A 21,799-nucleotide genomic window follows, 5' to 3' on the forward strand; every position below is an offset into this window, starting at 1 on the left:
GGTGCTTCCTCGGCGGGCGCCTCATCAACCGGTGTTACGGGCAGCTCCTCCACTGGCGCCGGCTCCTCAACCGGCGTTTCGGGGGAAACCTGGTTGGCGACCAACAGCGAAGGCGAGATGTACACATTCTCGGCAGTGATGGACACCAACGAATCTTGCGTTTCGGTGACGGCCGAGGTGACTTCTGCTTGTACAGCGGTCGGATTCTCGGCGGCTGACGCGATTCCTGCTCCTGCAGTGGTCACCACTCCTGCGGTAACTACAGCTGCTGCGAGACGGCCGGTCTTGGCAATTCGAAACGACATTCTTTGCTCCAATTCTTTGTGGGAATGTTGCGGTTTAACCGTTACATCCGACATCGGGCAGTCGCAAACGAAGAGGAAATTTAGATGAATTGAGGGTCGGACCCGCTTAACGATCCGGACAAGGCGGCCCTATCTGTGTCACCCTGCTCCTTGCACATCCGACGCGTGCATTCGTCGACTGGAACACCCGGAGCAGCTCAGAATCCGGTGCATCCACGAACAGTCTGCGCACCTGGGCGGCAACGGCTGCCATCCGGCCATAAGCCCGACGGTCAGGGTTTCTTGCCGGCCAAGATGTTCTTAGCAGCCGTTCCGCGTGGTCCCTTGCAGTCTTGCGTGTACCAGTTGACCGCAGCGTTTCGATCGGCGCCCATCCGGTAGGCCATGCAGTCGGCGACCATCTCGACGCCGTTGCTGGACTTGAAGATCTTGTTCAACCGCCTGTCCATCGCGTCCAGACCGTGGCCATAGAGGCGGAAGGTGATGATGTGCGCGCACTCGTGCAGGGCGATCGCCTTGTGCTGGCTGCCCTGGTATCCCGGTGCCATTTCAATCCGGAACGAGCCGGAGTGGGCGGTGCTGGCTGACCCGCCCTTCTTCACAGTGATGATCTGGTTGGGGCAGTACTTCTTCATATAGTCATAGGAAAGCTTGCGGTACCCGGTGTAGCTGCGCGGGTTCTCGTGACGGACGGTACCGGTTTTGGAGGTCCAGCCTTTTTCGTATGCCGACGCGTTCACAACAATCCGATATTTCCGCGTGACGGTGGACTTCGTCTTCGGGGTCTTCGCAATGGCCAGGGGCGGCGTGCCGCTGCTCTTCTTCTTCCAAGAGAGCTTCTGCACGGTGACCCATTTGCCGTCCTTGCGCATTTGCAACGAGCCGGTCCGGGCAGATCTGCCGGTCCAGACGTAGACCCCGTGCCGGGCTTGGTCGCCCGCGGCCACCTTGCCTTCGGCCTCGGCGAACGGCTTGGTGTAGTTCGAGTAGCGGTGTTGGATGGCCGAGCGGTCACGCTTCCAGATGACCTTCTGGGCCGGGCTCGCGGAAAGCGTTCTGCTGCCCTCGGTCGCCGCGATGCGCACCTGTACGGTGCCCTCTTTGGCCATCTTGTAGCCGAGCGTTGTCTCACCTTGCTCGCCCGGCGCCTTGGAGGCGACCGTCTTCCAGCTAGTTCCGCTCTTCTTCTGCAGCGCGATCCGGTATCCGGAGGACTCCGGGCCATGCCAAACCGTGAACTTTTTGGACGGCTCCCAGCGGTAGCTGTTCAAGGAAGATCCGTAGAGGACGGGCGCCTCGTAGGCTGGGGCGGCAGGAATCGTCACGGGTCCCGCAGCGGCGGCCGGCTGTCCGGCAAAGACCATGAGGCCAACCGCGGCGGCGGCCGATGCAAGGGCGACGAGCAGGCGTGCGGACATGGCCTCTTCTTCCGGATGCTTTACCAAGAACGGTGCGTAGAGTCATCCGGACGGGGCAGGCTACGACTCATCGCAATCGGATTCTAGCGGCCCAAAGCGGTTCCACGGCGCAACACGGGGAATCAATCTCGTGGCCAAAGAGGAAGCTCGATCGGGTCGCGCAGACTCCGTCCCATCGCGAGCTTGGCGATCAGCGGGATTCCCATCAGGCCCAGCACGGTGTTGCGCAGCAGCAACTGTCCGCTGTTGCGTGGTGCGAACGCTGCGCCTAGGCCGATCGCCGCATCCTGCTTCACACGTACCAGCGATGCCAACTGCCGCTCGTACGAAGCGAACGCCGCGGCATGCCCGGCTCCCGGTCTCTGCAACTCGGCCGCCAAGACGTAGGCCTCCACCATCGCGAGAGCGGACCCTTGGCCGGCCAATAACGACGGACACGCGGCGGCGTCGCCAATCAGCGCCACCCTGCCGCGCGACCACGCCGGCATCCGGATCTGGCTTGCCCGATCAAGGTAGAAGGTCCGGGCCTCGGGCATCCGCCGCAATATCTCCGAAACTTCCCAGCCGACGCCCCGCAGGCGAGTGCGGAGCAGCTCCTGCTGGGCCGCCACATCCTCCACCGGCACGTCCCCGTCATAGCGAAAGGTGAAGCAGAACATTGTCGCGCCGTCGCGCAGCGAAAAGCGGAGCGCCTGCACGCCCACCTCGGTGTGCGTCACCGCGACCAGCTCGTCACGCGGACCGTAGCCGTCCACGTCGAAGGCGGCCACCGTGATGCCGAGGTGGCGCTCGAACTCCTCCTCGGGCCCGAAAGCCAGCGACCGGACCCGGGAGTGCAGGCCATCGGCGCCGACGACGAGGTCGAATTCGCGGGGAGCGCCGCGGGCAAACTCCACGCGCACGCGCCCGCCGTCGTCGTCGAGCGCCTGGATAGTGTCGCCAAAGATCGTTTCCACCCGGCCGGCCAGCGCATCGTAGAGCGCAGCGGACAGGTCGGAGCGGCCGACGCTGACATACCGGCCACCGGCACCGCCGATGACGTTGCGCGGATCCAGATGAACGATCCGCCGTCCGGCGACCGACACCTCGCGCAGTTCGCGGACCCGATAGCCGTCGGCCATCAGCCGCGGGACGATGCCCATCCGGTCGGCCACCTCGAACCCGGACCCCCAAAAGTCCACCAGGTAGCCGCCCCGCCGCAGCCGGGCAGCGTGCTCAACAAGAGTCGGCTCGTGTCCGGCCCGCCGCAGCCAGTAGGCGAGCGTGGGACCTGCGATCCCCGCCCCGACGATCAGCACCCGCATGCCCGCCGCCCTCAACGATGGTTCCCCGAAGAGTCCCAGACTAGTGCGCGGCCGCTGTCCCCCGGAAGGCCTGCAAACTTCCGGTCAGGGCGTCCGGCCGGCCAGCCCGAAGAGGGCCGCCAAGCGTCGGTCGTTGCCGGTGAGGGCGGCAGTGTCGAAGGTGGTGGTGGTGACCATGAGTTCGTCGGCGTCGGCGGCCTCCAGCAGCAGGCCGAGCCGGTCAGCCACCTGGTCCGGGGTCCCGTGCACCGCGGCGCCCAGGGTCTCGGATACGAGAGCCTGCTGCCGCTCCGACATCGACAAGGCCCGAATGGAGTCCGCCGATTCGAGCGGCGGGAACTCCCCGCGGGTCCGGGACTGCGCCATCGCCCATGCCTCGGGCAGCAACAGTTCCCGCGCGGCTTCGGCCGAGTCGGCCACCGCCACATTCGCCGACGCGATCACGTACGGCTGCGCGTAATAAGCGGAGGGCCGGAAGTTCTTCCGGTACCGCTCCAGCACGCCGCGGGCCAATTCCGGCTTGCGCCCGGTGAAGGCCGGACCCCCAACAACGACGGCGAGGCCCGCCTTGGCAGCGATCTCCGCACCTTTGCCGGTGGACAGCACAAAAGGCGGCGTTGCACCGCCGTCGTACGGGCGGGCCGTGATGGCAGCGGTCCCACCCAGATAGGACAGCAGTTCGGCCAAGTCCTCCGCGAAGCGGTCCGCGGCGTCCTTGTCCTGCCGCAGCGCCGACCGCACCGCGGGCGTGAAGCCCACCGAGCGGCCGATGCCGAGATCGATCCGGCCGGGGAAGAGCGCCTGCAGGGTGGCGGCTTGTTCGGCAACCACCAGCGGCTGGTGGTTGGGCAGCATCACACCGCCGGAGCCCACGCGGATCCGGTTGGTCTGCGCGGCCACCGCGGCCATCAGCACCGTCGGGGCGGAACCGGCGATCCCGGGCACGCCGTGATGCTCGGCCACCCAGAACCGGTGGTAGCCCAGCTGCTCGGCATGCTCCGCCCGCCGGACGGTGGCGGCCAGCGCGTCGGCCGCCGAACAGCCTGCGCGGGCATTGGCGCGGTCCAAGATGGAGACGGGAATCGACGGAAGCTGCATACCAGTCACAACAGGGTCAGCCGGCGGCTATTCCGGCGGCCGGATATTCATGATGCCGGTGCGGCCCCGGCCGGCAGCAGCGAGGCTGCCTCCGGATCGGTGAGGACGGTGACGTCCGGGTGCAGTTGGAGCACGGAGGCCGGGCAGTCCGGGTGGACCGGGCCGGTCAGGGCCTCGCGGAGCGCTTCGGCTTTGTCCCGGCCCTGCACCAGCAGCAGCAGCCGCTTGGCGGCGAGGATGGTGCCGAGGCCCTGGGTGATGCAGCGGGTGGGGACATCGTCGAGGCGGTCGAAGAATCGGGCATTGGCCCGGCGCGTGCTGTGGGTCAGCGCTTCCACCCGGGTGCGTGAATCGAGGGCTGAACCGGGCTCGTTGAAGGCAAGGTGGCCGTTGTGGCCGATGCCCAGGATCTGCAGGTCGATGCCGCCGGCGGAGGCGATGGCCGCCTCGTAGTCAGCGGCCGCCCGATCCACATCCGGCCGGCCGGCGTCCGGCAGCAGAACCGTGGCGGGGTCGAGGCCCAGCGGAGTGATCACTTCCCGTTCGATGACCGCGGCGTAACTCTCGGGATGACCTGCGGGCAGCCCGATGTATTCGTCCAGCGCGAACCAACGGACAGCAGACAGGTCCAGGCGGCGGCGGGCCAAGGATTGATAGAGCGGCAACGGGGAGGACCCGGTGGCCAGCCCAATGACGGCTCCGGGCACGTCTTCCACCAGCCCGGCGACCAAGTCAGCGGCCACCGTCCCGATCTCCGCGGCGTTGTGGTGCGAAATGTGCAGCTTGCGTTGCTGATCGACCGTGGCGTTCATGGGAGCCCCGTCTGTTTCGCCAGTCCGGTGTGGAGGGGGTGTTGAGCGGCGCCCGTTGGCGGGGGCGTGGGCAGGTCAAAGTTCATGACACGTTCCTTCATCGGTACTTGTCGCATCTGCCGGAGGCGGTGTATCCGCTGGCATGACAAAAACAGGTTGCAGAAAGGTTATCGAATGGTGCCGGCCGGGCACCGCGATCAGCCCAGGATCATGCGCTCAGCGAACCCGGGCAGGTCTGCCCCGCCGCCCGCCGTCAGGTCACGACGTCGAAGCCAGCCTGGGGAGACAGGGTTCCGTTGGCCTGGACCTGGACCAAGTGCCGGCCGGGGTAATGCACGCGCGTGGTCATCTGCCGGAAGCCGTGTGATTTGCGGAATCGGCGCATCTCGCCCGGTGCCAGATCGGCCACCGCCAGCTTAAACACCTTCGGGGCCAGTGAACCGTTGGCCTTGACGTAGTGCACCACGTAGTCCACCGCAACGCGCGCCGGCACCGCCGCTTCATTGCGGAGCTCGACGGCGAAGCCCAGTTCCCCGGGCAGGCGGACGATGCTCTGGTCCAGTTGGGGAGCGGACACCGCCACGGCGCCGGAGGTGAAGCCAAGCGTGGCGAGGGCGCCGGGATCGGCTTTCTTCACCAGGGTGCGCAGCCCGTGCCGGACCACCCAGGCCGCGCGGTCGCCCGCCGTCGTGCTCCAGCGCTGGGCGGCGGCCACCGTTTCGGCCGGAGCATGCCGGGAAATGTCGTTCAGATGGTTGGCCACGGAGCGCCGGACGGTCTCGCTCTCATCCAGGTACAGCTCGTCGAGGATCGGCAGCGTCGCCGACGGTCGGGCGACGATGCCGGGTACGCGGACAGCCCAAGGAAGATACGGCCGGGTGCCTTCGCTGGCCAGCCGCCGGACGTGTTCGTCCGGATGCGCCGTCCAGCCGCGGATCACCCCCAGGGCTTGGTCCAGGTCCTCGATGAGCAGCCGCCGGATGGCGAACTCGCTGCTCATCCGCGGAGTCAGTTCCGCGAGCAGGGCCAACGCGTCATCGAAGGCCCGCTGGCCTCCATCCTGCAGTGCCAGAGTCACTGCGGCTTCGCCGACCGGCCACAGGAGCCAGCCGGTGAAGCCGTCATCGGCCAGGGCGGTGCGGAAAGCCGCGGCGGCCCGCTCGTAGCCAGCATCCAGATCGTCGATCAGCGCCGCTGCCAGCAGGCCGGCCCGGGCCCGCAGGGCCAGCGGTTCAAGCCGGTCGCCGGCCCTCCCGAGAGCCGGCCACGCAGGCTGGTCGGCAGCCACAGCCAACGAAGTGCGCAGTTGCGCCACCGCCGACGGACCCAGCAGGTCGTTCATGATCCCCAATGCGGTCCTCCGGGTCGGCTCAGCGATACTGTCACAACCCAGCCTATGGCTCCCCGGCGGCGCCACCCGGCCGCAGCCCGCCGGTAGCGCAGTCCTTAGGACGGCAGCTGTCCTGAATTCGGCTCGAAGGGTGTCCCGGGCCACTGTCCGGGCACTAGAGTCACCAGACATGGACATCATCTTGGTACCCGGATTTTGGTTGGACGCGTCGTCGTGGTCGGAGGTGACTCCGCCGCTGGAAGCCGCAGGGCATCGGGTCTATCCCCTGACGCTGCCCGGGCTGGAGTCCGTGGAGGCGCCGCGGGCGGGCGTCGGCCTGCGGGACCACATCGACGCCACGCTGAAAGCCGTGGACGAGCTGGGCGGGCCGGTGATCCTGGTGGGTCATTCCGGTGGCGGAGCCATCATCCACGGCGTGGTGGACCAGCGGCCGGACCGCGTTCTTCGCGCCATCTATGTGGACAGCGGCCCGTTGGGGGAAGGCGGCGTGATCAACGACGAACTGCCCGCCGAAGGGGACGAGGTGCCGCTGCCGGACTGGAGCCTCTTTGGCGACGAGGACCTGACCGATCTGGACGAGGGCCTCCGGGCTGCGTTCCGGGCCCGCGCCATTCCGCAGCCGCGGGGCGTGGCCCAAGACCCGCAGCATCTCTCCGATGAGCGGCGATTCAACGTCCCGGCCACGATCATCACGTGCGAGTTCACGCCGGAACAGCTGCAGGGCTGGATCGACTCCGGTGCCCCGCAGATGGTGGAACTGACCAGTATCAAGGATGTGGAATACGTCCATCTCCCCACCGGCCACTGGCCGCAATTCACCAAGCCGGCCGAACTGGGCGAGGCCATTCTGGCCGCAGTCACCAAGACGGCGGGGGCAACGCAGGCATCATGAGCGATGCCGCCCTGCTGCCCGCGGTTGCGGCGGCGCTCGCCGAGCACGGCCTGTCCTATGAGGTTTTGGCCTGCGATCCGGACCTGGCGGACACCGCAGCGTTCTGCGACCATTACGGCTTCTCCCTGGACCAGTCTGCGAACACCATCCTGGTGACGTCCAAAAAAGTGGAGCCTGCCAAGTATGCAGTCTGCGTTGTGCTGGGAACCACCCGGCTGGACGTGAACAAGGCGGTCCGCGAGTTGCTGGGAGTCAAACGCGCCTCCTTCGCCGATGCGGAAACCACCCAAGCGGTAACCGGGATGGAGATCGGCGGCGTGACCGCCATCGGCACCTCGGGCCACACCGTCTACATCGATGCGGCGGTGCTGCAGCGGGAGCGCGTGGTGATGGGCGGCGGCAACCGCACCAGCAAGCTGCTGCTCAAGCCGCAGGAACTGGCCAAGCTGCCCACCGCCGTCGTTGTTGAGGGCCTGGCCAAGCCCGCCGTGCCCGTCCCCGCCACCGGTAGCTGAGCGCACGGATAGCGCAGGCTTCCCTTATCTTGGCTTGCCTTACCTTGGTGGCGGTGATACAAACCGGCACATAATCTGGGAAGCATGGGACTCACAGGAAAACTTGCAGAAGCGTTTAACGACCAGGTCACGCTGGAACTTCAGGCCTCCGTGGTCTACCGCCAGCTCGCCATTGAAATGGACGCGGTCGACCTGCCCGGCATCGCCGGCTGGTTCCGGGCCCAAGCCGAGGAAGAGGTGGTCCACGCCAACAAGTTCATCGACCACATGATGGACCGCGGCGCGCACCCGAAGATCCAGGCGATCACCGCTCCCATGGTGTCCGCCGGGACCGTGCTGCAGGCGTTCGAAGCCTCACTGGCGCACGAGAAGAAGGTCTCCGAATCCATCCGCGACCTGTACCGGCTGGCACAGCAGGAGGGCGACATCGACTCGATCCCGCTGCTGAACTGGTTCGTCGAGGAACAGCTCGAAGAAGAAGCCGCCGTCGGCGAGATCATCGGCCGGGTCAAGCTGGTCAACGACGACGGGCCCGGCCTGCTCCGCCTGGACGAGCAGCTCGGCTCCCGCAAGGCCGCCGAAGACAGCTAACGCCCCGAGGTTCGCCGCCTCAACCACAACGCAAAGGACGACGTCGGTGCTCACCTGGGCGCCGACGTCGCCCTGTGAGCGGGGCAGGACCCTTGACAAGGTGTCGTTTCCCGGGTCGACTCGGGCTCAAGCTGCTCGGCGAGGAGCCGAGTCCGGAGCAGACCAGGAGAATCGAGCATGAGTACGGTTGTGGTGCAGGCGTTCATCACATTGGACGGCGTGGTCCAGGCGGGCGGCGGACCGGATGAGGACCGCGCAGGGGGCTTCGAGCACGGCGGCTGGCAGGCAGGTTACGACGATGGGGACATTGTCAGCGAGTGGGAGAGCAGGACCGAGGCGCTGCTGCTGGGCCGCAAGACCTACGAGATCTTCGCCGGCTCCTGGGGCGTGTGGGATGAGAATGCCGAAGGCCTGTTGGGGGAGCTGACCCGCAGATACCACCGCATCCCGAAGTACGTTGCATCGCGCACGTTGACCGATCCCGGCTGGAAGAACTCGCAGCTCCTGGGCCCCGACGTGCCGGCGGCAGTGCAGCAGCTGCGTTCCGAGCCGGGCGGCGAGATCCGCGTCTGGGGGAGTACCCAGCTGATCAGGACGCTGGCCGAGCACGACCTGGTCGACGAGTACCGGCTGGTTGTCTACCCGCTGGTGCTGGGCGCCGGCAAGAAGCTGTTCGGCGACGGGTTCCCGCTCAGCAGGTTCAGCCTGGCCGAGTCCCGCGCCTTGCCATCCGGCATCCTGATCAACATCTACAGGCGCACAGACGCTGGCTACGTTGCTTCCGCTTCTGCGGCGACAGAGCTCACGCCGGCCCACAAATGGTGTGCTGCTTCCATTGAGGTCCGCTGGGGTCTTGCCGCCGGTGTTCGAGGCCCCTAGGTTGGAGGTGGACGCCTGCGGGGATAGGTTCCCGACCGGGAGCCGGCGGTGCGCCCAAGAAGGATAATCAGCATGGCAACAGGCACCGTCAAGTGGTTCAACGCCGAAAAAGGTTTCGGCTTCATTAGCCAGGATGACGATGGACCGGACGTGTTCGCGCACTTTTCGGCCATCTCCTCTGGCGGCTACCGTTCCCTGGAGGAAAACCAGCGGGTGGAATTCGACGTGGTTCAAGGCCCGAAGGGCCTACAAGCCGAGAACATCCGCACGCTCTAACGACCCTAACGAACTGCGCCCCCGGATCCCTGTGGTCCGGGGGCGCAGTCGTGGATCGCTGCTTAGATGTGCTGGTCAACGATGATCGGGTTGCCGTCCGGGTCCAGCAGCATGAAGCTCGCGGGACCGGCCGTTTCCTCGTCGGCTTCCGACAGGAATTCCACGCCCTCCGCTTTCAGCTCCCGCTGGAGTCCACGCACGTCCGTGAACGAGTCGAGCGTCTTGGCATCCTGGTCCCAGCCCGGATTGAAGGTCAACGCGTTCTTCTCGAACATGCCCTGGAAGAGTCCGATGACCGTCTCGCCGTTCTTCAGGATCAACCAGTTCTGCGTGATATCACCGCCGTGATCGCTAAAACCGAGCTTCTTGTAGAACGCAGCGGAAGCCGCGATGTCCTTAACGGCGAGGCTGATCGAAAAGGCGCCGAGTTCCATGGGCTACTCCACTCTGCAGGCTGATGAATTCCCTCCGATGATAGCCGCGGGCCAGCGTGGCCAGTGACGATACGGGACGAATCGATGGGCTGGCGGCAAGGAGCAGGTCATCCCTTGCTGCCTGACAGGCTACGGCCCCGGCGGGTGCCGGTGTTCCTTTCGTTCACGCACACGCTGCTCGTGGTCCAGTCGGTGGTGTTCCTCGCGCTCGTGTTCCACCGGGATCAGTTCCGGATGGTTCAGCCTCGAATGTCGACGGCCGTACAGGAAGTAGATGGCCAGGCCGATGACTAGCCAACCCGCGAAGCGCAGCCAGGTGAGCGTGGTCAAGTTCAGCATCAGCCAGAAGCACAGCACCGCGGCAAGGATCGGCACCACCGGCGATCCCGGCACGCGGTAGGCGCGCGGCAGGTCCGGCCGCTTCTTCCGCAGCACGACGACGCCGATGCTCACCAGGATGAAGGCGGAGAGGGTGCCGATGTTGATCATCTCTTCCAGCACGTCCACATTGGTGAAGCCTGCGACCAGGGCAACCAAGGCTCCAGACAGGATTTGCACCCGGGCCGGCGTCTTCTGATGCTCGGTGGTGTGGCTCAGCCAGCGCGGCAGCAGGCCGTCGCGGCTCATCGCGAAGGCAACCCGGGCGAGGCCCATCAGCAGGACCATGATGACGGTGGTGAGCCCGATCAGGATGCCGACCGAGATGACCTGCGCGGCCCAGTCTGCCCCGACGTCGATGAACGCGGTGGCCAGGGAGGCCTCATCAGCCTGCGCAAGATCCTTATAGGAAACCATTCCCGTCAGGGCCAGGGCCACCAGGATGTACAGGACGGTCACGATGGCCAGGCCACCGAAGATGCCCCGGGGAAGCGTCTTCTGCGGGTTGCGCACCTCTTCCGCGCTGGTCGCAACGACGTCGAAACCGATAAAGGCGAAAAACACCAGCGCCGCGCCTGCCAGAATGCCCAGCACACCGTACTGCTGAGGCTCAGCACCGCTGAGGAAGGAGAACAGCGACTGGGTCCAGACGCTCCCTCCGGTGCTCGCGGTGGGAACCGGATCCGGTACGAACGGTGTGTAGTTCTCCGCCCGCACGTACATGAAACCGATGACGATCACGAACAGGACAATGGCCACTTTGATGATGGTAAAAACGTTATTCACCCGGGCCGAAAGCTCGGTGCCGAGCACCAAGAGCGTGGTGAAGATGGCAACGATCAGCAGCGGGCCCCAGGTCAGCTCAAGGCCGAAGACACTGACGGTGGAGGGGACATCCATGCCGAAGAGCAGGAAGACATTGCTGAGATAGATCCCCCAGTACTTGGCGATAACAGCCCCGGCGGTGAACAGCTCCAAGATCAGGTCCCAGCCGATGATCCACGCCAGCAGCTCGCCCAAGGTCGCGTAGGTGTACGTATAGGCGCTCCCTGCCACGGGAATGGCCGAAGCGAACTCGGCGTAGCACATGATGGCCAGCGCGCAGGTGACGGCCGCCAGAACGAATGACAAGGTCACGGCAGGGCCGGCAAAGCTGCCCGCAGCCTTCGCCCCGACGGAGAAGATGCCGGCCCCGACGGCAACCGCTACGCCGAGGATCATGAGGTCGAAGGTGCTCAGGGTGCGTTTAAGCTCCCGCCCCGGCTCCTCCGAATCCGCCATGGACTGTTCGATTGACTTGGTCCGAAAGAGGCTCATGGGACCAGTATTCTCAGGATGGCCTGTCACGGATAGCTCTTTTTTGCTGACCAGTGCGGGGCGGACAGCCCGCAGTCCCGGCCCTGATGGCTCGTCTCATTGAGGAAGTTATTGCTTCGCAACCTCGAATACCCTCGCGTACCTGTGGACCCGCGGCTAGCCTGAGACAAACATTGCCACGAAGAAGGGCGAAGCGCGTGAGAAAGCACCCGGGGAACCACTTCTATGCGGTGGCCGTACTCGGGCTCCTTGGAATCGTCTCCGCCTGCGGTAGCGAAGGTGCTGCCGGCCAGGAGTTGCCGGAATTCGCGTCGCTGGATGACGCGTACCAGGCCGTCGACGCGGTGTTGGGCTGCGCGGCCGATGTGGGCGATCCGCCGACCAAGCACCCCCTGTCGGGTGGGCCAACCGGTGAATCGGTGTTGTGTACAAAGACGGTTGAAGTTCTTTGGTTCGACAGCCAGGAAGCCTACGACAACGTGTACGCGTTGTATGCGGCCGCGGCGGGCAACCCCGGCTCGGTTTACCTCGTGCAGGGCCAGAACTGGTTTGTTGCGGACGTGGCGGAAGTGGCAATCGGCGTTGAGGATCCGCAAAGGAATACGAAGCTGGAAGACCTCGCCGAGAATCTCGGCGCCAAGTACGCAGTGAAGCGATAGTACTCACAGACAGGGGCATGATGCGCACACTGACCAAACTGACAGCCGGTGCCGCCGTACTCCTGGTGCTGGCAGGCTGCACCAGTGGAGCAAGGTCCGAGCCGTCGAATCCGGGAGCCTCGGCTGATTTGATCGACGCCACCGCAGCCGATTCCGGGAACGGGGCCGTCCAATCTTCCAACAAGCAGCTACTGGCGGAGGAAGGCGGTTACAAGTTCTACTCCTTGGTGCCGCTGGCGGGCAGCTCCGAGAGCAGCGGCGGCGCCAGCCTGTGCGTGGTCATTCAGGAGGGGACGAGCGAAGCTGTTGGATGCGGCGACTCCGCCACCTCCTACGTAGGCTGGGGGGTTGACGGAACTTCCGGCTTTCTTGAAGCGAAGCTGGCCTTCAACGGCTATGACGCAAGTAAGGACTTGGCCCAAGGCTGGCGCTACTTGCACCCCAACCTGTTGGTGCGCGGCCTGGATGATCCGCAGCCCCGGCTGGTTGCTCTCGAGGCTCCGGAAGAGCCGGACGACACTTTGACCGGCGACGCCAAGCATCTCTTCGGTGTGAAGGCAGACAGCGCGCGGCTGCTGGTCAAGGACGACGATCACGCGTTCTACGCCGCCATACCGAACGCACCGGATAAGGGCGATATCTGTTTGGTGGTGGAGAACCTGGCCACCGACATACCGTTTGCCAGCTGCGGTCGTGTCCCCAGCACGGAACTGAGCGCCGCTGGCGTGAAGGCGAAGCTCGTGGTCGATGACTACGACGCCAGCAACGAACTGGCTGGAGGCTGGCGCCAGCTGCACAAGAACCTGCTGGTGAGTCCCTGAGCAGCACTGTTGCCCACACCTCATTCCCGCTCATACTCTGAGCTCAACGACAGGAGACAGGCATGGAATTTGCCATCATATTCGCCGTCCTTTGTGCGGCGTGCATCGCCTGGGTGGTTCTCGGTGCCCGCGCTGACCGCCGGTCGGGACGGAGCAGGAGTTCCCGGGCTCCCGTGAACACGGAGGCAGCAAGCACGGCAGGCTTTGGAGCCACTGCCTACGGTGGAGACGCCGGAGGCGGCGGTGGTGGCGGCGACTGCGGCTGAGGGTTTGCCCGTAGTGCATCGTGATCGATCGCGGCTAGTCGATGAAGGCTGCCTTCGAGCTGTACTCCTGATAGAGCCTGGCGGCATCGCCGAGCGGCAGTTCACCGTACTTCAAGGCGGTCAGCAGCCCGTCGAGCTGCGCGCTGGCCGATTCTGCCGTCGAAATCTGGTCGGCGCTGTTGCGCGAGTTGGCAAGGCTGGACGCTATGGCAGCGACGAGGGAGAGGATCGAAGCCAGGATGCAGATGACCTGCCAGACGATGGCAGGGTTGGAGAGCGAGAAAACGCTGGCCACGGCTGCATTGAAACTGTCCTGGCCGAACCCCGGTCCGGCGGTCAACGCGGCGACGACGGCGCTGGAGACGATGCTGACGGTGGTCAGCCGGTTGCGTCTGGGACGCGCGTGGCGGAGAAAGGCCCTGATGTCATCACGCCGCTGGTCGATTTGCCGAGTCAGGTCCTGGCGGTTCTGTGCGTCATCCATGATGTCCTCATCCCTCGGCATCCCGTGATGCCGGCAGTTCACTGTGGTGGTCCCACCACGCCAAGATTCGGGTGCCGTAGAAGGTGAGCCATTTGGACGGTTCGCCGGGCGGCACATCGACCTCGAACCAGACGCGTCCGGGGTGGCGTCGTTCCTGCAGCCACGTCCCGTCGGGCCGGCGGGCGGAGCGGATCACTTCCACCGCATCGGCGAGCCTGGAGTCGGGTGCGCCGCCGTCGTTCAGGTAGGAAGACCTGAAATAGTCCACGGCGTGCAACGCACTGTGGACAAACCGGAACGGGTAGGCGAAGTGGGTGGCCCACGGGCCGACGATTTCTCCGGTGGACTTGCGGTAGATCAGGCGGCGTTCCAGCAGGTAGTTCTCGCCGGTGTGACGGGTGGCGCGAAGTTCGTCCGATCCGCCGGTGGCGGACTCGTAATACAGCAGCCCTTTCAGCGTGTTCAGGGTGGAATGGAACGAGGAGCGGGTGGAACCCTCGACCCACTGGCAGTTCCAACCGCCGTCGGGCAGCTGATGCTCAACGAACCAGCCGGCAATTCCGCTGACATCGGCGCCGAGCCAAGCGCCGTTGGCGAGCGTGAACGCGTTGATGCAGCAGTCCACTTCGCCGTCCCAGTAGGGCAGGTTGTCATATTCCCAGCGGCTGTGGACGGCGAGCCGTTCGGCGGTGCCGTCGAGCGCGGCCGCGTCGAGGCCCCAATCGCGCAGCGTGTTCAGCGTCCAGGTGGTGGCCGTCCACGGCTGCCCGGCGTCCTCGGCTGCTTCCGGGCCATCGAAGTTGAAGTCGGCCGGGAAGTAAGCGCCCCCGGCCCACTGGCCATCGGGGTCCTGATGCGCCAGCAGCTGCGCCCCGAAGCCCTCGGTTGCCACGCGGGCCCTGGTCGCCGTCCACTGGCGGGGCGGCGCGTGCGCGAGGTCCCGTTCGACCTGCCAGCGCAAGGCCGGGTCGGAGTCGAGCATCCAGTCGAGCGGCACCGTCTCGGGGTCCATGGGGAACAGAGTAGCGGCCGACCGGACCGAACAACACCGGCCGGGAGCCGCGGCGGCAGAAACGGTGGGGAAACCACAAGGACGGCGTCGGCACCCGGACGGGCACCGACGTCGTCCTCTCAAGCGCGCCGGGCGCTGTTCGGAATCAGCCGCCGACTACTTGCGCGTCGATCAGCACCGGGCCGGTGGCTTGCAGCGCCTTCTGGTAGGCCGCGTCGAACTCTTCGCGGGTGCTGGTGCGCTCGGCGGGCACGCCGTAGCCCTCGGCGATGGAGACGAAATCGATGCCGCCGAGCTTGAGGCCTGGCACGTCCGGCACACCCATCCGCTGGGCGAAGCCGGCGAGGGCGCCGTAGCTGGAGTTGTTGACGATGACGAAGACTGTCCGGGTCTGCCGCTGGGCTGCGGTGTACAGCGCCGTGATGCCGTAGTTCGCGGAGCCGTCGCCCACGGTGGCCACGATGGTCTTTCCGGGATCGCCGAGGGACATGCCGACCGCCACCGGCAGGCCGAAGCCCAGGCCGCCCGAGGCCGGGAAGTTGTACATGCCCGGCCGGTCGATGGCGATGCGCTCCAGGTAGTCCAAATCCAGCGTGGTGGTCTCGTTGACGTAGGCGACCGTGTCATTGACGTGGGCGTTCAGCACTTCGAGAATTTCCGTGCCGGTCATGCCGTCCGGGGAGGTCTTGGCCGCCGGCAGCTCCCGGCTGCCGGGCTCGCCGCGCCGCTGGCCCCGGTCCTTCACGCCTTGGGCCAGCGCCTTCGCCGCGCCTGCCACATCGGCGACGACGGACCGGCCGAACGGCGCGCGGGTCGCCTCGCGGGGGTCTTGGGTCAGCTGGATGACCTGGGTCCCGGGCGCCAGGTAGTTGCTCGGCTCCCAGCGGTGATAGCGGAAGACGGCGGCACCGAGAACCAGGACCACGTCGTGGCCGGTGAGGCGGTCGCGCACGGACTGGATGCCCGGGACGATGACACCTTTAAAGTTCGGGTGGGTGGTGGGGAAGGGGCCGCGCGAGGGCGACGGGGCGACGAAGACGGAGGCATCAGTTTTCTCCGCCAGCGCCACGACGGCGTCGAACACGCTGGGATCATCGACGGCGGCGGCGTCCACCTGCGGGCCGACGACAAGCGCGAGCCGTTTCGCGCCGTCGACTGCCGCGATGAGTTCCTGCGCCAGGGCATCGGTGAGGCCGCCGGCGGTGACCATCGACCGCTCGGTGAGCAGGACATCGTCGTCGAGGGCTGGTTCCGCCCAGTCATCGAGCGGGACCGAGACGTAGACCGGCCCGCGCGGCTGGGCGGAGGTCTCGAATACGGCCTGGGAGAGCGTGCGCGGAACGTCCGCGGCGGCCAGCGGTTCGTGAGAGTACTTGACCAGCGGGGCCGGCAGGATCGAGGCGTCGGCACTGGCCAGCATCGTCTCCTGGCCCACGGTGCGGCGGACCTGCTGTCCGGCCAGGATGACCATCGGGACATGGCCGTAGTGCGCGTTGGTCAGCGCGCCCATGGCGTTGCCCGACCCGGAGGCGGCGTGCAGGTTCACCAGCGCCGGCCTGCCGGTGGCGCGGGCGTAGCCCTCGGCCATCCCCACCACCACCTGCTCGTGCAGTCCCAGGATGAAGTCGAATTCATCGGTCAGGCCGGCGAGGAACGGGAGCTCATTGGACCCGGGGTTGCCAAAGATGGTGGTCATGCCGTGCGCACGGAACACATCCAAGGTCGTCTCCAGTACCGTCTTCTTTGTGCTGGCCACTGGTATGCCTTCCTAGTCTTTTCGTTGTCTGCGGTTACTGCGTTGGTCGGCCGGGGCGGCCCGGCTCTTGTGAAAGTTCTTGCGAATAACCTTGCGTGAGGGCGGCTGCCTCCCGCACGGACGCCGCGGCTTTGACGAGGGCCGCCTGCTCCTCGGCGGAGCCCTGCCACTCAGTCAGCTTGGCCCTGCCGGAGCTCATCGTTACCGGCAGGGCGATGAAGGCTTCAGCGAGGCCTTGGGCTCCCGCGGTCCACGCGGCTGCGGGAAAGGTTTCGCCGCGGGCCATCATGCCGATCATGCGGACCACACCGAGTGGGGTGGTCCAGCCTGAACTCCGGCCTGGTTCCAGCGCAGACCAGCGCTGGAACCAGCCATCGATATCCTCGCGGATGTGTTCCTGCTGGGCAGCGGACAAGGCTACCGGTGCCCCGTCAACCAGCAGGGAACTGAAGCATGGCACCTGTCCATTGCCATGCTCGCCCAGGACCTGGGCGCGGATCCGATGCGGTTCTATTCCGAGTTCCCTGGCTACCGCGGCTTGGAACCGCACAGAGTCGTTGATGCTGTAGCCCAGTATCCGGTCCGGGCTGATGTCGGTGATCCGGTGCAGGCAATCGGCCAGGACGTCGACCGGGTTGGACAGCAACAGGACTACGCCGTCCTCGCCCGAGAGCTTCTCAATTGTGGGGGCCAGCAACCTGAGCAACCGCAGATTCGCGGCCAAGAAGTCGCGCCGGTCCCCGCCGGGCACCTCCGGGGCCGACGCGGCCACGATGACCACGTCAACTTCGTCAAAGGAGTCGGCAGCGGCTGGATTAACAACGCTCAGTTGCGGTGCCCCGACACCGGCCAGGACCTGGGCCTCGGAGATGTCGATGGCATGGGCGCGCGCGACGTTCTCTTTGAGGTCGACCAACTGGATCGTGCTGCCGACACCTGCCAGTGCGAGTTGGTACACCACGCCCGACCCGATGAGTCCGGCAGCACCGATCACGGCGATGCTGCGGGGCCACGCCTGACCTTCGGCCGCGCTTTGCCCGGCACCCGGCGGATTGGTCTCAGCTTTCACAGGCTCTTCTTCCCGTTGAGGAGGAACTGATCGATCCAAGGAACTGATCGTCAATACTAGGGTCTTGTGCAGCATACCCACGTCCGAGCCCGGGTTGCAGCCGGGCGGCAAGTACGGCGCTGGCGCGCAGGTGGGTGAAGGTGCGGCCTTTTCTTGGCTCTCGCGTGTCAGGTGGTGACGACGAGCTTTCCTGTGGTTGTGCCTGCTTCCATGGCACGGTGGGCTTCGGCGATGTCGTTGAATTCGTACACTCGGTCGATCGGCAGGGGAGTCCGACCTGCGGCGACCGCATCCAAGTAGCTCTGCAGGACGTCGGCGGGGAGGTCGCCCGCGTTTCCGGAATATGCGCTGAGCCGGGTTCCGCGCGGGAGGTAGTCAATGGGATAGAAGTTATCCACCGTCCACCGGTTGGAGAGCATACCGGTGAAGCAGGCGACCCCGTGATAGCGGAGCGCGCGCAGCGTGTCCGGCAGCGTCGGAGTGCCGACCAGTTCAAGCGCGGCATCGACTCCTTCGGGGAGGATCGCGCGGACCTTCGAGGCGACGTCGCCGTCGTCCAGGAGCACGTGATCGACGCCGATGCCGGTGAGCGCCGCAAATTTGGCTGGATTACGTGTAGAGGAGAAGACCGTGGCGCCTTGCTGTTTGGCCAGGATGGCCGCCGCCATGCCGACGGAGGAAGTGCCGCCGCGGATCAGGACCGATTGCCCTTCCTGCACATCCATGCCCACGGTGAGGGACCCATAGGCGGTTTGCAGCATCTCCGGCACCGCCCCCAAAGCCGCCCAGTCGAGGCCGCTGCTGAAGGGGACTACCTGCTTGACCGGTACGCAGGTGAACTCCGCGTAACCGCCGTCGAAGGTGCGGCCCATGCCGCCCATCATGGCTGCGACCTGTTGTCCGGGTTGATACTCGCCGCCGGGGCACGACTCCACCACGCCCACGGCTTCGATGCCCAGGACGCGCGGAAACGTGACGCCTTCGGCAAGCCCTATCCGGGTATGAAGTTCGGAACGGTTCAGCCCGAATGCCTTGACCCGGATCAAGACCCAACCCGGTTGCGGGACAGGAATGGGCAATTCCCGAATGGCCAACGCTTCAACGGGGCCCGGAGCGTCCAGGACGATGGCTCTCATGAGCGGCGGCATCTGGCCAACCCTTCCAGTAACTGACGTGGACTTTGGTTCAGCGGATACAAACTAGCACGCAGGCCTATTGGCGCGTGTTGGCGTCGGTCCTGGGAGAGTTCCGGCGGGAGGGGGCGTCGCCCTTCAGGCTGGCGCCGCCTCTGCTCTTGGATGGCGGAATGGACGACGTCGGTGCTCGGGTGAGCATCGACGTCGTCCTTTGGGGCAGGGGAACGTGCCTGAGTTGTGGTCAGTATGAAGACCATACCGCCGTCGACCAGGATCGACTGCCCGGTGATGTAGTTGGAGTCGGGGCCGGCCAGGAACGAGACGATGCCTGCCACGTCGCTTGCCTCGGACAGCCGGTCGAGGGTGATGCCCTTGGTGAACTGTTCCCAGCCCCATTCTTCCGGCTGACCGGCAGACTCGGCAGTCTTTTTTGCCAGATCTTCCATCAGCGGCGTCCTGACGATGCCCGGGCATAGGTGTTGACGGTGATGCCGTACTGCGCCAAGTCCCTGGCGGCCGTCTGGGTCAAGCCCCGGACCGCAAACTTCGTGGCCGAGTACAGTGCGATGCCCGGGTTGCCCACATGACCGGCCTGGGAGGCGGCGCTGATGATCTTGCCGCCGTGGCCCAGTTCCTTGAACGCCTTCGTGGCAGCCTGGATGCCCCACACGACCCCGTTGAAGTTGATGGAGAAAATCTTCGCGATGCTCTCGGGAGTGATGTCCTCGATCGGGGACTGCGGTGCGATCCCGGCGTTGTTGACAATGACGTCCAGCCCGCCGAGCTCGGACACCGTCTGCTCGACGGCGGCAAACACGCTGTCCCGGACCGCAACGTTCACCGGCACGGAGATAGCGCCGCCAGCCTTGCCGCCCAGCTTCGCCGCGACCTTGCCCGCGCTCTCGGTGTTCAGGTCCGCGGTCGCCACCTCAAACCCGTCGGCATGGAGCCGCTCCGCGATGGCCTGTCCGATTCCCTGTCCGCCGCCCGTGACGAGCGCGACCTTGGCTACTTTGTTCTCCGACATTTAACCCAGAAATTGAGGTCCGACGTCGGCGCGCGGGTGAGCACCGACGTCGCACCCTTTGGCTTGGGGGTCTACTTCACCTTGTCCTTGAGGAACTGCACCGAGCGGCTCCAGGCCCGCTTGGCTGCCTACTCGTCAAGCCGGCCTTGCTGCTGTTCCACCCGCCTCGCGCGGAGGCTCAGCCCAGGAGTGTGCCTTCCCCGGCACCGGAGCGCTTGGAATCGGGGAGCTTCACCATGCGGAAGGAGTTGGCCAGGCCGGCGAGGCCGGCGAGTATCGGGATGAAGAGCGCGATTTGCAGTGCGATGGGCCGGGCATCTGTGTTGATGCGGATGATCTCGTCCTGAACGTCCTCCGGTTGGCCGGCGAGGAGTTCCTCGAGTTGCGTGTTGCTCAGTACTTGGGCATCATCTTCCAGCACCTGCGCGACCTGCTGCTGTTCGTCGGGCGCGAGTACCGTGCTCGACGTCGCCATGCTGGTGAAGATGATCGAGAGCGACGCCAGCATGATCGCGCCGGCAAACGCGAGACCGAATGACAGGCCGAACGATCCCGCGGCGGAGTTCACACCCGCGGCCTCGCTGACCCGCTCGTCCGAGATCGGGGACAAGGTGTAATCGTTGAGCTGGGAAACCAGCAGTCCCAGACCGCATCCCGCGATCACCAGCGGGAGCAGGAGCCACCAACCGGAGTCCGCGCGCGGCACCAGGGGCACGAGCACCAACAGGCCCACTGTCAGGATCAGGAAGCCCCACCTGATGAGGCCGGCTGGGCGTCGCGTCGCAGCCTTTTTTCCTGCGAGCATGGCGATCGCGAACATGGTGAGCGAGAGCGGGGCGATCGACAACCCTGCCTGCAGGGCATTGTATTCGAGCACCATCTGGAGGTAGATCGGCAGCACGATCATCGTGCCGCCCAAGGCGATCTGCTGGAGCATTTGGCCGGTGGCACCAAAACGAAAAGCCTTCGATTGGAACAGGTTCGGGTCCAGCAACGTCGGTTTGTCGCGGCGCTTGCGCCGCACGAGCCAGTAGACCAGGCCGCCCAGCGCGACGGCACCGACGGCAATGATTGCGCCCACTGCTTCGCCGCCTTCCTGCCAGACCAGGATGCCGAGCACTATTCCGCCCATTCCTACGAAGGAAAGAACGGATCCGACGACATCGAGCTCCCGCGGCCCCGTATACGGCACGTCGTGGACAAGCCTGATTCCGGAAAGCACGATCGCGATGATCAGGACTTCCAGCAGGAAGGCAACGCGCCATGAAAGGAACGTGGTGATGAAGCCGCCGAGCAGCGGCCCGACGGCCGCGGCGATCGCAGCCGAGGCTCCGACCAAGGCATAGGTCCGCTTCTGTGCCGCTCCCTCGAAATTTCCATGGATGAGGGACTGCATGGACGGAAGCAGCAGCGAGGCACCCAGTCCACCGATGAGCGCCCAGAAGATGATGATGGGGAGCAGGTTTTGGGCCAGCGTCATCGCGACCGCGCCGATGGCATAGCAAGCGAGACCGATCACGTAGGCGCGCTTGCGCCCGAACAGGTCGCCAATCTTGCCGCCGATGAGGATGAAAGCGGCGGATACGAGCGCTTCCAGCGCAATCGTCGATTGGAGGCCGCTGACCGTCGTGTCAATGTCCCTCACCACTGCGGAGATCGAGACGTTCATGATCGATGTGTCGACCACCAGCACGAACATCGCCATGGCCAGCAACAGCGCCAGCCGGCCGTTGAACGGCTCCGCTCGCGTGCCACCACCGGTCGGCGCGCTCATCGATGGCCGCCTGCGCGGCCCGCGGGTTTCAGACTAGTGGCGGACATGTCGCCTCCTCTGGCGTCGCCCCTAGCGGTAGCCGCCAGGGTGCGCGCTGTCCTGCACGAGCACATGAAACCATAACCGGCCGGAAAGCGAAAGGCCTGTGGTGCGGGCCCTGTCTGAATAGACGGCATCCGGGCGACGGCACCTGCGCGGACCCGCCGGAACATGGCCGGTCCCGGA

At 65.7% G+C, this 21,799-nt stretch carries 22 protein-coding genes and 1 pseudogene; 7 read left to right on the forward strand and 16 right to left on the reverse strand.

Annotation, left to right across the window (positions count from 1 at the left end):
* From AB0N75_RS11195 to AB0N75_RS11220, 6 genes and pseudogenes are all read right to left on the reverse strand, one after another.
* Positions 1–305, reverse strand: a pseudogene (locus tag AB0N75_RS11195) (hypothetical protein); the annotation flags it as partial.
* Positions 306–577: 272 nt separating this feature from the next.
* A complete protein-coding gene (locus AB0N75_RS11200) occupies positions 578–1,723 on the reverse strand; it encodes a hypothetical protein (RefSeq protein ID WP_364649392.1) in 1,146 nt (381 codons plus the stop codon).
* A 122-nt stretch (positions 1,724–1,845) separates the two neighbouring features.
* A complete protein-coding gene (locus tag AB0N75_RS11205) occupies positions 1,846–3,027 on the reverse strand; it encodes an FAD-binding domain (RefSeq protein ID WP_364649395.1) in 1,182 nt (393 codons plus the stop codon).
* 84 nt (positions 3,028–3,111) lie between these two features.
* Positions 3,112–4,125, reverse strand: a complete 1,014-nt coding sequence (locus tag AB0N75_RS11210) for an LLM class flavin-dependent oxidoreductase (RefSeq protein ID WP_364649397.1) — start codon at positions 4,123–4,125, stop codon at positions 3,112–3,114.
* Positions 4,126–4,172: 47 nt separating this feature from the next.
* Positions 4,173–4,937: a glucosamine-6-phosphate deaminase gene (locus AB0N75_RS11215; protein ID WP_364649400.1), complete on the reverse strand. Its 765-nt coding sequence runs from the start codon at positions 4,935–4,937 to the stop codon at positions 4,173–4,175.
* Between the two features lie 253 nt (positions 4,938–5,190).
* On the reverse strand, positions 5,191–6,279 hold the full coding sequence (locus tag AB0N75_RS11220; protein ID WP_364649568.1) for a DNA alkylation repair protein: 1,089 nt from the start codon (positions 6,277–6,279) through the stop codon (positions 5,191–5,193).
* Positions 6,280–6,457: 178 nt separating this feature from the next.
* On the opposite strand from AB0N75_RS11220, the gene AB0N75_RS11225 reads away from it, so the two are divergent.
* The 5 genes from AB0N75_RS11225 to AB0N75_RS11245 all read left to right on the forward strand — a co-directional run bounded on the left by AB0N75_RS11225 (position 6,458) and on the right by AB0N75_RS11245 (position 9,441).
* Positions 6,458–7,180, forward strand: a complete 723-nt coding sequence (locus AB0N75_RS11225; RefSeq protein ID WP_364649403.1) for an alpha/beta hydrolase — start codon at positions 6,458–6,460, stop codon at positions 7,178–7,180.
* A complete protein-coding gene (locus AB0N75_RS11230; protein WP_364649406.1) occupies positions 7,177–7,695 on the forward strand; it encodes a YbaK/EbsC family protein in 519 nt (172 codons plus the stop codon). Before AB0N75_RS11225 ends, AB0N75_RS11230 begins: the two co-directional genes overlap by 4 nt.
* Before the next feature lie 84 nt (positions 7,696–7,779).
* The gene (locus AB0N75_RS11235; RefSeq protein WP_364649409.1) at positions 7,780–8,286 is read left to right on the forward strand and encodes a ferritin; all 507 of its coding nucleotides are present in this window, start codon (positions 7,780–7,782) and stop codon (positions 8,284–8,286) included.
* Positions 8,287–8,463: 177 nt separating this feature from the next.
* A complete protein-coding gene (locus AB0N75_RS11240) occupies positions 8,464–9,165 on the forward strand; it encodes a dihydrofolate reductase family protein (RefSeq protein ID WP_364649412.1) in 702 nt (233 codons plus the stop codon).
* 72 nt (positions 9,166–9,237) lie between these two features.
* Entirely contained in the window at positions 9,238–9,441 is a 204-nt protein-coding gene (locus AB0N75_RS11245; RefSeq protein ID WP_127512273.1) for a cold-shock protein, read from the forward strand.
* A 62-nt stretch (positions 9,442–9,503) separates the two neighbouring features.
* Here AB0N75_RS11245 and AB0N75_RS11250 read toward each other — a convergent pair whose 3' ends face one another.
* Together AB0N75_RS11250 and AB0N75_RS11255 are read right to left on the reverse strand one after the other, a co-directional pair.
* Positions 9,504–9,875 (reverse strand): VOC family protein, encoded by a 372-nt coding sequence (locus AB0N75_RS11250; RefSeq protein ID WP_364649416.1) that lies wholly within the window; start codon positions 9,873–9,875, stop codon positions 9,504–9,506.
* A gap of 129 nt (positions 9,876–10,004) precedes the next feature.
* A complete protein-coding gene (locus AB0N75_RS11255) occupies positions 10,005–11,570 on the reverse strand; it encodes an amino acid permease (protein ID WP_364649418.1) in 1,566 nt (521 codons plus the stop codon).
* A 197-nt stretch (positions 11,571–11,767) separates the two neighbouring features.
* Here AB0N75_RS11255 and AB0N75_RS11260 point away from each other — a divergent pair, with 197 nt between their 5' ends.
* Together AB0N75_RS11260 and AB0N75_RS11265 are read left to right on the forward strand one after the other, a co-directional pair.
* The gene (locus AB0N75_RS11260; RefSeq protein ID WP_364649421.1) at positions 11,768–12,229 is read left to right on the forward strand and encodes a hypothetical protein; all 462 of its coding nucleotides are present in this window, start codon (positions 11,768–11,770) and stop codon (positions 12,227–12,229) included.
* A 17-nt stretch (positions 12,230–12,246) separates the two neighbouring features.
* Entirely contained in the window at positions 12,247–13,050 is an 804-nt protein-coding gene (locus AB0N75_RS11265; RefSeq protein WP_364649424.1) for a hypothetical protein, read from the forward strand.
* A gap of 300 nt (positions 13,051–13,350) precedes the next feature.
* On the opposite strand, the gene AB0N75_RS11270 is transcribed toward AB0N75_RS11265, so the two are convergent.
* From AB0N75_RS11270 to AB0N75_RS11305, 8 genes are all read right to left on the reverse strand, one after another.
* Positions 13,351–13,800: a hypothetical protein gene (locus AB0N75_RS11270; protein WP_364649427.1), complete on the reverse strand. Its 450-nt coding sequence runs from the start codon at positions 13,798–13,800 to the stop codon at positions 13,351–13,353.
* Positions 13,801–13,807: 7 nt separating this feature from the next.
* Entirely contained in the window at positions 13,808–14,812 is a 1,005-nt protein-coding gene (locus tag AB0N75_RS11275) for a squalene cyclase (RefSeq protein WP_364649430.1), read from the reverse strand.
* 145 nt (positions 14,813–14,957) lie between these two features.
* The gene (gene mdlC / locus AB0N75_RS11280; RefSeq protein WP_364649433.1) at positions 14,958–16,568 is read right to left on the reverse strand and encodes a benzoylformate decarboxylase; all 1,611 of its coding nucleotides are present in this window, start codon (positions 16,566–16,568) and stop codon (positions 14,958–14,960) included.
* Positions 16,569–16,602: 34 nt separating this feature from the next.
* Positions 16,603–17,637 (reverse strand): hypothetical protein, encoded by a 1,035-nt coding sequence (locus AB0N75_RS11285; protein ID WP_364649436.1) that lies wholly within the window; start codon positions 17,635–17,637, stop codon positions 16,603–16,605.
* 167 nt (positions 17,638–17,804) lie between these two features.
* Positions 17,805–18,773, reverse strand: coding sequence for a zinc-binding alcohol dehydrogenase family protein (locus AB0N75_RS11290; RefSeq protein ID WP_364649439.1), 969 nt, complete (start codon positions 18,771–18,773; stop codon positions 17,805–17,807).
* Complete coding sequence (locus tag AB0N75_RS11295) at positions 18,770–19,219, reverse strand: SDR family oxidoreductase (RefSeq protein ID WP_364649442.1); 450 nt, start codon at positions 19,217–19,219, stop codon at positions 18,770–18,772. Before AB0N75_RS11295 ends, AB0N75_RS11290 begins: the two co-directional genes overlap by 4 nt.
* Positions 19,219–19,800: an SDR family NAD(P)-dependent oxidoreductase gene (locus tag AB0N75_RS11300; protein WP_364649445.1), complete on the reverse strand. Its 582-nt coding sequence runs from the start codon at positions 19,798–19,800 to the stop codon at positions 19,219–19,221. The genes AB0N75_RS11295 and AB0N75_RS11300 overlap by 1 nt, the downstream gene beginning before the upstream one ends.
* Positions 19,801–19,978: 178 nt before the next feature.
* A complete protein-coding gene (locus tag AB0N75_RS11305) occupies positions 19,979–21,574 on the reverse strand; it encodes an MFS transporter (RefSeq protein ID WP_364649448.1) in 1,596 nt (531 codons plus the stop codon).
* Positions 21,575–21,799: the final 225 nt, after the last annotated feature.

It is taken from the genome of Arthrobacter sp. NPDC089319, from assembly GCF_040684925.1.
GTDB lineage: Bacteria > Actinomycetota > Actinomycetes > Actinomycetales > Micrococcaceae > Crystallibacter.

Coding starts and splice junctions, on each gene's coding strand:
- AB0N75_RS11230 (WP_364649406.1), top strand. CDS start 7,177: ATGAGCGATGCCGCCCTGCTGCCCGCGGTTGCGGCGGCGCTCGCCGAG.
- AB0N75_RS11265 (WP_364649424.1), top strand. CDS start 12,247: ATGATGCGCACACTGACCAAACTGACAGCCGGTGCCGCCGTACTCCTG.
- AB0N75_RS11235 (WP_364649409.1), top strand. CDS start 7,780: ATGGGACTCACAGGAAAACTTGCAGAAGCGTTTAACGACCAGGTCACG.
- AB0N75_RS11225 (WP_364649403.1), top strand. CDS start 6,458: ATGGACATCATCTTGGTACCCGGATTTTGGTTGGACGCGTCGTCGTGG.
- AB0N75_RS11200 (WP_364649392.1), bottom strand. CDS start 1,723: ATGTCCGCACGCCTGCTCGTCGCCCTTGCATCGGCCGCCGCCGCGGTT.
- AB0N75_RS11215 (WP_364649400.1), bottom strand. CDS start 4,937: ATGAACGCCACGGTCGATCAGCAACGCAAGCTGCACATTTCGCACCAC.
- AB0N75_RS11205 (WP_364649395.1), bottom strand. CDS start 3,027: ATGCGGGTGCTGATCGTCGGGGCGGGGATCGCAGGTCCCACGCTCGCC.
- AB0N75_RS11290 (WP_364649439.1), bottom strand. CDS start 18,773: ATGAGAGCCATCGTCCTGGACGCTCCGGGCCCCGTTGAAGCGTTGGCC.
- AB0N75_RS11295 (WP_364649442.1), bottom strand. CDS start 19,219: ATGGAAGATCTGGCAAAAAAGACTGCCGAGTCTGCCGGTCAGCCGGAA.
- AB0N75_RS11300 (WP_364649445.1), bottom strand. CDS start 19,800: ATGTCGGAGAACAAAGTAGCCAAGGTCGCGCTCGTCACGGGCGGCGGA.
- AB0N75_RS11305 (WP_364649448.1), bottom strand. CDS start 21,574: ATGAGCGCGCCGACCGGTGGTGGCACGCGAGCGGAGCCGTTCAACGGC.
- AB0N75_RS11270 (WP_364649427.1), bottom strand. CDS start 13,800: ATGGATGACGCACAGAACCGCCAGGACCTGACTCGGCAAATCGACCAG.
- AB0N75_RS11245 (WP_127512273.1), top strand. CDS start 9,238: ATGGCAACAGGCACCGTCAAGTGGTTCAACGCCGAAAAAGGTTTCGGC.
- AB0N75_RS11210 (WP_364649397.1), bottom strand. CDS start 4,125: ATGCAGCTTCCGTCGATTCCCGTCTCCATCTTGGACCGCGCCAATGCC.
- AB0N75_RS11255 (WP_364649418.1), bottom strand. CDS start 11,570: ATGAGCCTCTTTCGGACCAAGTCAATCGAACAGTCCATGGCGGATTCG.
- AB0N75_RS11275 (WP_364649430.1), bottom strand. CDS start 14,812: ATGGACCCCGAGACGGTGCCGCTCGACTGGATGCTCGACTCCGACCCG.
- AB0N75_RS11240 (WP_364649412.1), top strand. CDS start 8,464: ATGAGTACGGTTGTGGTGCAGGCGTTCATCACATTGGACGGCGTGGTC.
- AB0N75_RS11250 (WP_364649416.1), bottom strand. CDS start 9,875: ATGGAACTCGGCGCCTTTTCGATCAGCCTCGCCGTTAAGGACATCGCG.
- AB0N75_RS11220 (WP_364649568.1), bottom strand. CDS start 6,279: ATGAACGACCTGCTGGGTCCGTCGGCGGTGGCGCAACTGCGCACTTCG.